Source organism: Paenibacillus sp. Y301 (assembly GCF_059445505.1).
On the sequence record NZ_JCAIUL010000001.1, the window covers coordinates 427,490 to 441,161 of the forward strand.

General features: G+C 40.0%; 14 protein-coding genes. All 14 read left to right on the forward strand.

Going from position 1 to position 13,672, the window contains the following annotated elements; genetic code table 11:
* Positions 1-24: 24 nt before the first annotated feature.
* Positions 25-492, forward strand: a complete 468-nt coding sequence (ribH, locus tag AC1D69_RS02095) for a 6,7-dimethyl-8-ribityllumazine synthase (RefSeq protein ID WP_495454486.1) — start codon at positions 25-27, stop codon at positions 490-492.
* 69 nt (positions 493-561) lie between these two features.
* A complete protein-coding gene (locus tag AC1D69_RS02100; RefSeq protein WP_495454487.1) occupies positions 562-1,359 on the forward strand; it encodes a segregation and condensation protein A in 798 nt (265 codons plus the stop codon).
* Positions 1,328-1,933, forward strand: a complete 606-nt coding sequence (gene scpB / locus AC1D69_RS02105) for an SMC-Scp complex subunit ScpB (protein ID WP_495454488.1) — start codon at positions 1,328-1,330, stop codon at positions 1,931-1,933. The genes AC1D69_RS02100 and scpB overlap by 32 nt, the downstream gene beginning before the upstream one ends.
* A 143-nt stretch (positions 1,934-2,076) precedes the next feature.
* On the forward strand, positions 2,077-2,760 hold the full coding sequence (locus AC1D69_RS02110) for a DUF2953 domain-containing protein (protein ID WP_495454489.1): 684 nt from the start codon (positions 2,077-2,079) through the stop codon (positions 2,758-2,760).
* A 353-nt stretch (positions 2,761-3,113) separates the two neighbouring features.
* Positions 3,114-3,596: a GerW family sporulation protein gene (gene ytfJ / locus AC1D69_RS02115; protein ID WP_495454490.1), complete on the forward strand. Its 483-nt coding sequence runs from the start codon at positions 3,114-3,116 to the stop codon at positions 3,594-3,596.
* A gap of 364 nt (positions 3,597-3,960) precedes the next feature.
* A complete protein-coding gene (locus AC1D69_RS02120) occupies positions 3,961-5,145 on the forward strand; it encodes a D-alanyl-D-alanine carboxypeptidase family protein (protein WP_495454491.1) in 1,185 nt (394 codons plus the stop codon).
* Positions 5,146-5,263: 118 nt separating this feature from the next.
* Positions 5,264-5,899, forward strand: a complete 636-nt coding sequence (locus tag AC1D69_RS02125; protein WP_495454492.1) for a nucleoside recognition domain-containing protein — start codon at positions 5,264-5,266, stop codon at positions 5,897-5,899.
* A 6-nt stretch (positions 5,900-5,905) separates the two neighbouring features.
* Positions 5,906-6,439, forward strand: a complete 534-nt coding sequence (locus AC1D69_RS02130; RefSeq protein WP_495454493.1) for a spore maturation protein — start codon at positions 5,906-5,908, stop codon at positions 6,437-6,439.
* A 441-nt stretch (positions 6,440-6,880) separates the two neighbouring features.
* Complete coding sequence (locus tag AC1D69_RS02135; RefSeq protein WP_495454494.1) at positions 6,881-7,621, forward strand: pseudouridine synthase; 741 nt, start codon at positions 6,881-6,883, stop codon at positions 7,619-7,621.
* 137 nt (positions 7,622-7,758) lie between these two features.
* Positions 7,759-8,286, forward strand: a complete 528-nt coding sequence (locus AC1D69_RS02140; RefSeq protein WP_495454495.1) for a redoxin domain-containing protein — start codon at positions 7,759-7,761, stop codon at positions 8,284-8,286.
* Positions 8,283-9,974, forward strand: a complete 1,692-nt coding sequence (gene resB, locus AC1D69_RS02145) for a cytochrome c biogenesis protein ResB (protein WP_495454496.1) — start codon at positions 8,283-8,285, stop codon at positions 9,972-9,974. Before AC1D69_RS02140 ends, resB begins: the two co-directional genes overlap by 4 nt.
* Positions 9,971-11,227 (forward strand): cytochrome c biogenesis protein CcsA, encoded by a 1,257-nt coding sequence (gene ccsA, locus AC1D69_RS02150; RefSeq protein ID WP_495454497.1) that lies wholly within the window; start codon positions 9,971-9,973, stop codon positions 11,225-11,227. Before resB ends, ccsA begins: the two co-directional genes overlap by 4 nt.
* Before the next feature lie 179 nt (positions 11,228-11,406).
* Positions 11,407-12,123, forward strand: coding sequence for a response regulator transcription factor (locus tag AC1D69_RS02155; protein ID WP_495454498.1), 717 nt, complete (start codon positions 11,407-11,409; stop codon positions 12,121-12,123).
* A gap of 1 nt (position 12,124) precedes the next feature.
* Positions 12,125-13,561, forward strand: a complete 1,437-nt coding sequence (locus AC1D69_RS02160; RefSeq protein ID WP_495454499.1) for an ATP-binding protein — start codon at positions 12,125-12,127, stop codon at positions 13,559-13,561.
* Positions 13,562-13,672 lie beyond the last annotated feature (111 nt).

Sequence of the window (13,672 nt, forward strand, 5' to 3'; positions counted from 1 at the left end):
AAAATGAGAGGAAGATGATTTAATATGACACACTATTTTGAAGGTAATTTAGTATCCGAAGGTTTGAAATACGGGATAGTAGTTGGACGGTTCAATGAATTTATTACGAGTAAACTACTTGGTGGTGCACTGGATGCGCTGAAACGTCATGGTGTACAAGAGGATGAGGTCGATGTAGCTTGGGTTCCTGGAGCGTTTGAAATCCCTCTGATTGCTCAAAAAATGGCCGAAAGTGGTAAGTACGATGCAGTAATCACATTAGGCACGGTTATCCGAGGATCAACGTCCCATTATGATTATGTATGTAATGAAGTTGCTAAAGGGGTAGCAGCAATTAACCTAAAAAGTGGAATCCCTACGATATTTGGAATCGTTACGACGGAGAATATTGAGCAGGCCATAGAACGTGCTGGAACGAAGGCAGGTAATAAAGGATACGATTCAGCTATTTCAGCAATTGAGATGGCAAACTTGACGAAACTGTTTAAATAGTGCTTATTTAATGTAGTACCCTTTAATCGGGTACTACATTTTTTATTTTTGCTGGCGGGAGGATTTACCGTGTCTGAACCTGTACAATATAAGCTGGAAACATTTGAAGGACCGCTGGATCTACTTCTACATCTCATTGATAAAGCGGAAATTAACATCCAGGATATCCCCGTCACTGAGATTACAGAACAGTATATGGTTTATTTGCAGAATATGCAGGAACTCGAACTGGAAGTTACGAGCGAATTTCTTGTGATGGCAGCTACTTTATTATCTATTAAGAGCAAGCTGTTGCTTCCCAAACCACCGATCATTGAAATGGAAGATTTCGATTTCTATGAAGATGATGATTATGATCCACGGGCGGAATTGGTGCAGAAGCTCATAGAATATCGTAAGTACAAAGGGATTGCTCAGCATCTCCATGAACGTGAGTGGGAACGAAGTCTTATTTTCTCAAAAGAGCCAGAGGATTTAGCTTCATGGATGCCTACCATTTCGGAGAACCCTGTTCAAGGTCTACATGCAGCAGATCTGGTTGCAGCTTTCCAGAAAGCATTACGCAAAGTAGTCAAACGTAATGCATATGCACGAATTCAGAGGGATGAAATATCTGTTAAAGATCGTATTAGGGATGTTGTGGAAGCTCTACAACGTGGAGGTAAAGGCGGGAAATTGCTATTCTCAAAGTTACTACATGAGGATATGGTTCGCCATGAGATTGTGGTGACCTTTCTAGCTATTCTCGAGCTCATGAAGATGAAGCAAATATTGTGTTATCAGGAAAGACTATTCGATGACATCGTCATGGAATGGAGAGGAGAAGAAGAATTACATGGAATACCCGATGTTGAAATCGATTATTGAAGGACTGCTGTTTCTAGCAGGTGATGAAGGATTAAGTGTGAAGCAGATTGCTGAGATTGTGGAACAACGTAACGAGTTAGTTAGTGACGCACTGGAAGAAATGAAGGAAGACTTCGTGAAAGAACAACGTGGACTTCAGATTATACAAATTGCAGGTAGCTACCAGTTGGCTACGCACCAAGACCATGCTATTTATTTCGAACGATTGGCATACTCTCCATCTCGGGCATCATTATCACAGGCTGCGCTTGAGACACTTGCCATTGTGGCATATCGCCAACCTATCACCCGTGTAGAGATTGAAGAAATACGCGGAGTGAAGTCGGAACGCGCCATTCATACCCTGGTAAATAAAGATCTTATTGAAGAGAAAGGTCGTGCAGAAGCGATTGGCCGACCGATCCTGTATGGTACAACGAAGCCATTCTTAGATTATTTTGGTCTGGCAGGTATCAAAGATTTACCTGAACCTTCTCTTTTTGAAAATAAGGACAACCTAGAGGAAGAGACTCAAATGCTATTTGATCGCCTTGATGGACGTCAGCTAACATTTGATGATGTGAAAGATTCATAATGGCTATCATTCATTCAAAAACCGTCATTTCAATAAGAAATGACGGTTTTTTATTGTCTTTATCTGATTTGCCGAATTTTTTCCAAGTAGAATTGCCATACTAGTTATAGAGGTTCATTTTAAACAAGCATGGGGGTTTACATGTGTGGATTTTTATAATCATTGTCTTTGTACTCGTGTTGCTTGTTACTGCGGTTCTTCTCTCAAAGATTCATATGGATATATGGCTGAGTAAGCAAGGGAAGAACGACGAAGTGGTATTCAAAATTAGAATGTTATATGGTTTGATCCGTTTCCATTATGAGTTACCTATGATGAAATTTGAGAATATGAAGAAAGGAATAATGATTAAAGTTGAAAAACGAAAAAACGTGGGATCGACGAAAAAAGTGGAAGATACTGAAACACATGTGAATAAACGTAAAATCGACATCTGGATGCGAGAGATTCAGGAAATTCTTGAAGCGACGGAATCATTTAAAATATGGCTGAAACGTACGTTATCTCGACTGTCTATTGTAAATCTTACATGGTCTACGGCCTTTTGCGTAGGGGATGCTGCTAGTACAGGTGTAGTTACGGGACTGATATGGAGTACTAAGACATTCATTGTTGGATGGTTATCATATCAGGTACAGATGAAGAATTATCCCCAATTACTTGTCGTTCCTGTGTTTGATGATCGTCCTCAATTCTCAACGGAGATGTCTTGTACAGCACATATCTCTTGCGGATATGCCATCTATGCAGGAATGGTTCTGATGGTGCGGGTGCTTAAAATAAAAGGTGGCTTGAAGAGTTGGAAGAAGATTATGTCTAAAAAGTAATGGAGAACATGCATGCTTTAATTTTCTGAAGTGTCATATGAAAATCAATATTTTTAAATGAGGCAAAGCCATCCTTTTCACAATTGATTTGTGTAAAACGATGGTTTATTTTTATGAAATCCAAAATTTAACTTGTGATAAACGGAAATAATTGATTAATATTTTACCCCAAATAAGCTCTTCAACAATTAGAAGTGCCAATATTATTCATGAGCTTAAAAAGGATTCTCCTTTGGAGAGTCCTTTTAATTTTGCCCTTTAATTCGATCAGTACATACTCCTCCTTCTTAGTGCGCATAATACAAAAAGCGAAGGGAAGTCCTTATCAATATCGCATGAAGGAGGAAATAACAATGTCAGACCATCCCATTCAAGGGTTGATGCAGACGGCAATGGAGAACATTAAAGGAATGGTGGATGTGAACACGATCGTTGGTGATCCTGTTCAGACACCTGATGGTAGTGTGATTCTGCCTATAAGTAAAGTGGCTTTTGGATTTGCTGCTGGTGGAAGTGATTTTCGTGTGGAAGGCTCTACGAAGACATCGGGGACGAATGATCAACAAGAAAAGAAGAATCCTCCATTTGGAGGAGGTACAGGTGGAGGGGTATCCATCCGTCCAATTGCATTTCTTGTTGTAGGTAAAGATGGCGTATACATCTTACCACTCGACTGTCAGACACATATTTATGAGAAAATGATTGATACGGTACCGTATGTGATGGAGAAGATACAAGAGATGTTCCAGAAGAAAAATCCTAACCAACAAAATAAAGCGAATTATTCTTCTACAACTTCACCCACTGGGGAAAAATCAGATAACATTGTGTTTTAAAGATGATTACGCCCCTTCCGCTGGATAACGGAAGGGGTTTTTCATTTCTATACGTTCTGCACCTGATGATGAGATTTCCACCAACTGGAATTTCTCCATCTAATTTGATCTTTAGAAAACGATTTGCTCATAACAGGTTAATGTAACAGGATAATTTCCTGCTATACATGTATTACGGGGATATATCAACTATTTAACAGTAGTTTGTCCTGCTAACTGAAATTAGTAACTGCCAGCAGTTCCATCCCTATCTCGGACTAGCCGTGTTTCCGATATGTTCTTTGCCAATGAAAGGACATACCTGTTTATAGCCAAGCATATACTTGTACTAGACCCCAAGAATTTCGCCGGAGGAAAGATAAACATGAACATGAAGAATAAATTGAAGATCGTTCTATGGATATGTTTATGTCTATCCATTAGTTCTGCCATACCAACTCATGCAAGATCCACTCACCATGGTGTAGCTACACATGCTCAAGCTGCTTCATTAATGGATGTTACGTCGGGCCGTATACTCTACTCTAACCATGGTGATGATGAGCTTCGAATTGCTAGTCTGACCAAAATTATGACCGCGATCGTGGCCATTGAATATGGACCGATGAACAAACCGGTTAAGGTAAGTAAAAATGCTTATGCCAAAGAAGGTTCATCGATTTACTTAAAGCTCGGAGAACAAATGAGTCTAGAGAATATGCTGTATGGGCTTATGTTACGCTCTGGGAATGATGCAGCAACAGCTATTGCAGAGCATGTTGGAGGCTCTGAAGAAGGATTCGTCTATTTAATGAATGCTAAAGCAAATGAATTAGGGCTCAAACATACTCATTTTATGAATCCTCATGGGTTGGATGCGGAGGGACATTATTCTTCTGCAAACGACTTAGCTACGATGACTGTCTATGCAATGCATAATCCGACTTTTAAGGAAATTGTCAAGACACCTACGAAGAAAGTCCCCAATCCTAATGAAGCCTGGGATTACAAATGGGATAACAAAAATAAAATGCTGCGTTTCTATGATGGAGCAGACGGTGTGAAGACTGGGTATACGAAAAAGGCCTTTCGATGTCTAGTGAGTTCAGCAACAAGAAATGGACAACAACTTGTAAGTGTTACGATTAATGATGGGGATGACTGGAATGATCATGGCAAAATGTTGGACTATGGATTTGCGTATTATCCGCTTGTTTCCCTGATTGAACGTGGACAAAAGGTTGAAGGACATGACCTAGTTACTAGTCAGGCATTTGCTTATCCTTTAGCCGAAGGAGAACAAAGTGCAATTACCAACCGGCTAATTCTAATGACACCAAGAAATGTAAATCAAGATAAAAGCCCGGATACTTCTTTTGGATTAAAAGGTAGGATCGAGATTCTACATGAGGGTAAACTCGTCGGTAAAGTTCCTGTGTATTCTCCAGGAAGTCTTCTTCCTGAGCACGCCATACCGAACAAGGAAACTATAGAGCAAGATGACTATACACAACCGAATTCTAAGATGACTATTATTGAACGACTAATAAATAAATTGCTAATGGTGTAAACGGAATTGCTAATGCTGTAACCGGAATGGTTAAGGAACAAGGAATACAAGGAATGATAGACATGATTTTGAATTGATTGAAATTGATTATGAAACAACGGTGTGGGAGGTCATGGGGATGATCAATGTAATTTGGCTTGCGTTACTTGTAATTGGGTTTGTATTTGCAGCTATTTCAGGAAATATTGAGTCAGTGACAACAGCAGCATTTGATGGTGCTAAGACAGGAGTGACTGTTTGTTTTGGACTCATCAGCGTACTTGTTTTCTGGATGGGAATGATGCGCATTGCAGAAGACTCAGGTCTCTTGAGAAAAATTGCTAAGGTATTAAGCCCAGTTGTTAGGTTCTTATTCCCTGATGTACCTCGTGATCATCCTGCTATCGGTTATATTCTATCCAATATGAGTGCTAACCTCCTTGGTTTAGGAAATGCGGCGACACCCATGGGAATCAAAGCGATGCAGGAGTTGCAAACCCTTAATCCCGATAAAGAGGTTGCAAGTCCAGCGATGTGTACGCTCCTTGCTCTAAATACAGCAAGCATTACTTTAATTCCAACGACGCTGATCGCAATTCGGATCAATTACAATTCTGCGAGTCCGACGGAAATCGTAGGTACTACATTGGTTGCCACATTCATTGCAACAGTAGCTGCAATCTTGGCAGATCGTTGGTGTAGAAGATGGAATCTTCATAGAGATCATAAGCCACCTGCTAAAAGCATCTCATCAAAGCCTAGCATGAAAGGATGATTCTCTGTGTATGCACTCATTAATCTCATTTCTACTTGGGCAATACCCATTATCATTGTCTTTATTCCCTTATTTGCCTTTACTAAAAAAGTACCTGTCTACGAATCTTTCATTGATGGTGCTAAAGATGGCTTCTCGACAGCCGTTCAGATTATTCCACATCTCGTGGGGATGATGGTTGCCATTAGTGTATTTAGAGCATCAGGTGCTCTTGATTTCTTTGTCGGTTGGACAGGTTCTTTCCTTCAATCGTTAGGTGTTCCCAGTGAGATTCTCCCGTTAGGGCTACTGCGGCCGTTAACTGGAACAGGGTCTCTGGCTTTTGCGACAGATCTTATTCGAGTCTATGGACCTGATTCCATGATTGGAAGAATGGCTTCTACGATACAAGGTAGTACAGACACTACGCTCTATGTTCTTACCGTCTATATGGGCGCTGTTGGGATCCGAAATGGGCGTTATGCCCTGAAGGTGGGCTTATTCTCAGATGTGGTTGGTTTTGTTGCCGCAATTGCGGTTTGTTTAATTTTCTTTGGCTGACTAAGAAGATTGCCTATACCAACCGTATGTATCTTTCATATTCTATACAAGCCAAGCTGCCCAAGGATGAGGTGAGTATATGTTATATGAAGGGTTTATAATTCATCACTCTGCGTGCTCCTCGATTAATGGAAAAGGATATGATTTCTGGATTAGTTTAGATTCCTCCATTATTTCCGCCCCCGTACTAACTGATCCTGAATATATTCATATTTGTCTCGAAGGCCATTTTAATCGCGCATATGATCTAATGTCACTCCGGTCGAAACAACAACTTTTTACCGCTAGTAAGTTAATTATGGAGCTCTCCAGAAGGTACGATATCTCTCCTTTATACCTCTACCCACATTCCCAGGTTTGTCCAGGTTCACATTTTCCGTGGAATGAGCTTGTGATTTATCCTGCTGATGGGTATCATTAGTCTGAGGTGAATTAACGATAATGGAAAGATTACAGAAAATATTAGCTCAAGCTGGGATTGCATCCAGACGCAAATGCGAGGATTTGATCGTAGCAGGTAAAGTGGAAGTTAACGGGGAGGTCGTAACTACCCTAGGAACAAAGGCGGACCCCGACCAAGATATCATTACGGTAAGTGGTAGACCTATTAGTAACGAAAAGAAGGTATATCTCGTAATGAACAAACCTAAAGGGGTAATTACAAGTGCTTCAGACCCTGAAGGTCGTAAGATTGTATCCGATTATTTAAGAGGTATTAAAGAAAGAGTATATCCCGTGGGTAGACTTGATTACGACACGGAAGGTTTACTTCTTCTCACCAATGACGGAGAGTTCGCTAATCTTCTTACGCATCCCAAACACCATGTGCCAAAAACATATATGGCAACAGTGAAAGGGGTGCCTCACGGTTCCGACTTAGACAAGCTGAAGGCAGGAATCATGCTTGATGACGGAATGACCTCTCCAGCAGAAGTGGAGTATAAAGATATCGATACAGCCAAAAATGAAGCTACAATCTCCATTACCATACATGAGGGACGTAATCGTCAGGTTCGTAGAATGTTTGAAGCGATTTCTCATCCTGTTATTAAGTTGAAGAGAATCTCTTTCGGTGATCTTTTATTGCAGAACCTAAAACGTGGATTATTCCGTCATTTAACGAAAGATGAGATTGAAGATTTGATTAAATTAGCTAAATCTCCCAAATTACCCAAAAAGTAACTGTAAAGGTCACATAAATTTCAAAAACTACCGCAATATTTATGGCAATATTAGTTATAATTGTTCATAGGATGTTCACACTGTGTGAATTAAATGTGAATTCATTATGACATATGTCATAGAGGGAGGCTTTGAAATTGGGTAAATCCAGAAAAAAAGTCCAGATTGTTATTTTGTTGCTCATTGTCTTATTAGGAGGGTATGCCATTATCTCTAACGTGTATGGATCAGGAGGAAAGCCTGTGGTTGGAGATAAGACGCCCTCCTTTAATCTTTTAGGATTGGATGGGGAGGTTCATAACCTTAGCGAATATAAGGGCAAAGCTATGGTTATTAATTTCTGGGGTACTTGGTGTAAACCTTGTGTCAAAGAAATGCCGGCACTTCAACAACAATCGGAGAAGTGGAAGGACAAAGGTGTGGTTGTGATCGGTATTAATGCGGGTGAAGATGTCATGTCTGTCGAGAATTTCGCGAAACAGGCCAATATTAACTTTCAAATCCTGCTAGATCCCAACAAAGAAGCTGTACAACAATATGGTATATCACCGTTGCCGACGACCTTGTTCGTAGCACCCAATGGGAAGATCAAAGAGATTCATTTGGGAGAACTTGATCTAGGGACGTTGGATTACGAAATTGAACAGTTGGTGACAACCAAATGATCCAAGATTTATTAGCTTTTCAAAATACGAAATGTGAATGTGGTCATCAGAACCCTGTGGGAACGGTGCTATGTGAAGCTTGTGGTAACCCATTAAGTAAAGAAGATCAAGAATCTAAAGAATTATTAGAAATGAGATATGACGGGATGGCCCGTCGTTCACAACGAAGTACCCCAAATGTAATTGACCGTATATGGAACTTTTTTAGTTCAGTAAAGATTGCTGTGTACATGATTATTCTTACCTTGCTGGGTTCAATGTTGGGGACGATCTTTCCTCAAGAAAGTACATTCTTAAATATTGATGCTGCAAGCTATTATCCTGAGACTTATGGGACAGCAGGTTCAATTTATTACAAGCTAGGATTGTCACATACCTATGAATCTTGGTGGTTTGTCTTATTACTCGTGATGATTGGAGCTTCGCTTATTATTTGTAGTCTAGATCGGGTATTGCCTTTATATAAAGCACTCTCGAAAAGAAAGATTCGCAAACATATGCAGTTCCTGACTCGTCAGAAAGTCGTATATCAGACACAACTAGTCGATGATGAAGAAGAATGGATCAAGACAATAGTGGCTCCGCTTAAGAAAAAGGGGTACCGTGTACATACGGATGGAAGTGCATTACTTGCAGAAAAATATCGTTTTAGTCGCTGGGGTCCATATGTTATTCATATTGGATTAATCATTTTCTTACTTGCAGTACTTGCACGGGGGTTGCCAGGTTTAAATATGGATCAACATTTGTCCTTTCCTGAAGGGGAAGCTAAGCCTATTCCTGATACTTCTTATTATCTAAAGAATGATAAGTTTACCGTAGAGTACTATACAGAAGATGATATGCCAGAGGAATTCAAGGGAAAAGGGAAAATACTCCCCAAGCTTTTCCGTACGGAAGCAACACTTTATGAATGTACTGAGAATTGTGATGATCCTTCAAAGGAACCTAAGCTTACTGAAGTATACCGTCATCCGATCGAGGTAAATAAGCCATTAAATTATAAAGGACTTAAAGCATATCAATTCGATTTCGATACAACGCCTATATTGAGATCAGTTACACCTTCACTAGTAGACAAGAATACGGGTAAAGATTATGGCCAATTCAAGCTGGATATTCGTAATCCTGAGCGAACGTATAAAGTAGGAAATTACACCCTGAATCTAGTAGAGAAATATATGGATTTTGGATTGAATGATCAAGGTGAGCCTGTTTCTATATCACCGAATCCAAACGCACCTTCCTTTTTATTTTTATTAAAGGGCCCAAATCTACCTGAAGCGGGTGTACAATACTTTTATTTCCCTAAACAAGTGGATAAAGAGCGTTTTCAGCAGGACGTGATTAATGAGAAACTAGCTGGCGATAATGATTGGTTTGAGTTGGATGTTCAGGGGATGGAACGTGTTGACTTCTCTATGTCTACGAGTTATCTAAATATTCGAATCGATAAAGTCATGCCATTCATATGGGTTGGGGCGGCCATTGTTATGCTCGGTCTTATTCTAGGATTCTATTGGCAACATCGCCGGATATGGATACGTATTGATGATGGAAGTTTAACTCTAGCTGCTCACACCAACAAAAATTGGTTCGGGATCCGAAAGGAAATCGTAGTAATATTACAAAAAGTGAATATGGAAGTGGATGAAAAGTCCCTAGATAACGGAGGAAATCAAGTATGAATTTAATGGATTTCAGTAGTATGTTTTTTACGATCGCCTTCTTGGTCTACTGTGTAGCCTTCATCTTGTATGGAGTAGCTATTATGGGACGTATTTGGAGAAATCGTGATCCCGATCAACATATGAAGCGATGGGGAAGTATATCATTCTTCCTATCCTCTCTAGGCTTGATCTCTCATTTAATCTATTTCTTCACGCGTTGGATTAGTTCTGGACATATTCCCGTTAGTAATATGTTTGAGTTCATGAGTAGTTTGTCCATGATGATTATGATCGCATTCACAGTGGTATATCTCATTTATAAAAAGACACTATTAGGACTATTCGCAGTTCCTATCGTAATTATTATTATGGCTTATGCGGCAGTGTTTCCTCAAGAAGCACAACCCTTGATACCATCACTTCAATCATGGTGGTTACAAGTTCATGTGACTATGGCAGCATTAGGTGAATCATTCTTTGCTATTGGTTTTGCAGCAGGATTTATGTATCTCCTTCGATCTGTTGATTTCAGCAGTAAAGACAAGAGAGAACGTCGTCAACAGCGAGGAGTAGAGTTCGTATTCATAACAATCGTTGTGCTCCTTGGATTTATTATCTCTGTCTTTGCCTTCCGTATAGATGGATATCAATCCGTATTCACACAGGAACAGATGGTTAGTGATACGGATACAACGATGAAAACTTCTAAAGTGGAGTATAATTTGCCACCTATTGTAGCACCGTATCAAAGTGAGGTAGAAAGCTTTCAACCTTTCCTTGGGATGAAAGAACCTTTATTCGAGGCTCCATCGTGGATGACAGGTATTAATGCAGGAAGAAAACTGAATACTATTATTTGGTCGCTATTAGCGGGACTCATTCTTTATGCTATTATTCGTCTTATTATACGCAAACCTATTGGTAAGGCTGTACATCCTTTATTAAAAGGGTTAGATGCTGATGATCTTGATGAGATTACGTATCGATCCATTGCAATTGGATTCCCAATATTCACTTTAGGCGCACTTATTTTTGCCATGATGTGGGCTCAGATCGCTTGGGGGCGTTTCTGGGGTTGGGATCCTAAAGAAGTCTGGGCTCTTATTACGTGGTTATTCTATAGTGCCTATTTGCATTTAAGATTGTCGCGTGGATGGCAAGGGAAGAAATCGGCATGGCTTGCGGTACTAGGCTTTGTTATTGTTATGTTTACGCTTGTTGGGGTTAATTTAATCATAGCTGGTCTACATTCCTATGCGGGAACTGAATAAGTTTGAATTCGTTTTTTTAGGTATTTGGCTATCCGTTTCACATTTGATGTTGAATGTTGAAACGGATTTTCGCTATAATTGATATTTAGGAGAGAATCTTGGGTAATACATAGACTATCTATCCGAGAATCGGACTTTCACCATGGGTCCTACGTAGGATAATTAAGGGGTTGTTGACGATGTCAGAGGAATTAAATCGGATATTGGTCGTGGATGATGAGGAACGCATTCGACGATTATTAAAAATGTATTTGGAAAAAGAAGGATACCAAATTGATGAAGCTGAAGATGGAGAAACAGCTCTTCAGAAAGCGATATCAAATGATTATGGTCTAGTGATTCTGGACCTTATGCTTCCTGGTATAGATGGTGTTGAAGTCTGCACGCGTCTGAGACAAGTGAAATCGACTCCTGTCCTCATGCTTACAGCTAAAGGGGAAGAAATTAACCGAGTGCAAGGTTTTGAAGTTGGAGCAGATGATTATGTCGTTAAACCTTTTAGTCCGCGAGAAGTTATTTATCGGGTGAAGGCGATTTTACGGAGATCTTCGACGACTGCGTACTTATCTAAGGATGGTAATTCTAGTAATGATATTGTGTTCCCTCATTTGGTTATTGAACATGATGCACACCGTGTGACCGCTAGTGGTGAGGAAGTTGGACTAACACCGAAGGAATATGAGTTATTACATTATTTGGCAGTATCGCCAGATAAGGTTTTCTCGAGAGAGGAACTCTTAAAGGATGTTTGGAATTATGAGTTTTTCGGAGATTTACGTACCGTGGATACCCATGTGAAACGTTTGCGTGAGAAATTAAATAAAGTATCACCAGAGTCAGCGACGATGATTACTACCGTATGGGGCGTGGGTTACAAGTTAGAGGTCTCGAAATAACGTGAATTTCTGGAAAACACTTGTCGGTAAAATATGGCTAACTATTATTTGTCTGGTCGCTGTTGTATTGATTACTCTGGGATTATTCTTGTTGCCTTATATTGACACGAATTTCGCGAATTCTGGCGCCATCAAACGTCTATTTACTTACACATCCATTATTGGATTCTCAATGACAACTTTCTTCGGATTATTCCTCCTATCTAGGATCACGCAACCGATGCAGAAGTTAATTCATGCGGCAGATGCGATTCGCAAAGGGGAATACGGAACCCGGTTATCGGTTGTGACTAGTGATGAAATTGGCGCGTTAGCAAACACTTTCAATCATATGGCTGCAGAACTCGAAGATAACATTCGTAATTTGAATCAGGAGAAAGAACATTTAGCAAGTGTACTTCGAAGTATGAGTGATGCGGTAATCACCTTTGATAATGAGGGTAAAGTCATTCTTACCAATCCACCGGGTCATCGTGTTCTTGAATTATGGCAGAGTATTGATTGGAATTTCGAATCGACGGAAACTCGGGGAAAACGTATATCAGAAGTACCAGAACCTTTAGATGATCTATTTAATATGACTATCAATGGAAGTGGAGATTCTAGTACCTCAGTGCATGTGAAGCAAGATGTATGGTCTGTGATTATGACACCTCTATATTCGGAGAATGATATTCGTGGAGCTGTAGCGGTTATGCGCGACGTGACGGAGGAAGTGCGCTTAGAGAAGATGCGTACGGATTTCGTTGCCAATGTGTCACATGAGATTAGAACGCCACTCTCGATGATGCAGGGTTATAGCGAAGCTTTGTTAGATGGCATGGCTACTTCACCTGAAGAAAGTAAAGAATTGATTCAAGTTATTCATGACGAATCTCTCCGAATGGGTAGGCTTGTGAAAGACTTGTTAGTTCTAGCTCGTATGGAAGCAGGACATTCGGACATGGTCATGGGGTACGTTAATATTCATGAGTTACTTGAACGGATCTATCGTAAATTTTTCGTCCGTTCTAAGGATTGTGATCTACAGCTCCATTATGAGAAACGTTCAGATGATTTGATCATTCAGTCTGGGGATGAAGACCAGTTAGAACAAGTGATGACGAATTTACTCGACAATGCTTTCCGCCATACGCCAACAGGCAAAAATATATATATTATAGCTGAATTTGTTCAGGGGGATCAACATAATTCATTTATTCAAATCGAAGTGAAAGATGAAGGTGTCGGAGTTCCAAAGGAAGATGTACCTTTTATCTTTGAACGATTCTATAAGGCAGACAAGGCTCGTGTTCGAGGTGAATCTGCGGGTACTGGGCTTGGGCTCGCTATCGTTATGAGTATTGTTGAGGCGCATCATGGGACTGTCAAAGTTACAAGTGAAGTGGGGGAGGGTACCACTTTCACGATACGACTTCCTGTCGAAAATCAGAAATAATGATATAGAATCAAAAAACACCTCTATTGGAGGTTTTTTTTGTAGAAGAAGAAAGATTAATCTTGTTCGTCGTGGAACAAATGAAGAAGATATATAAATGTGAATGGAAGT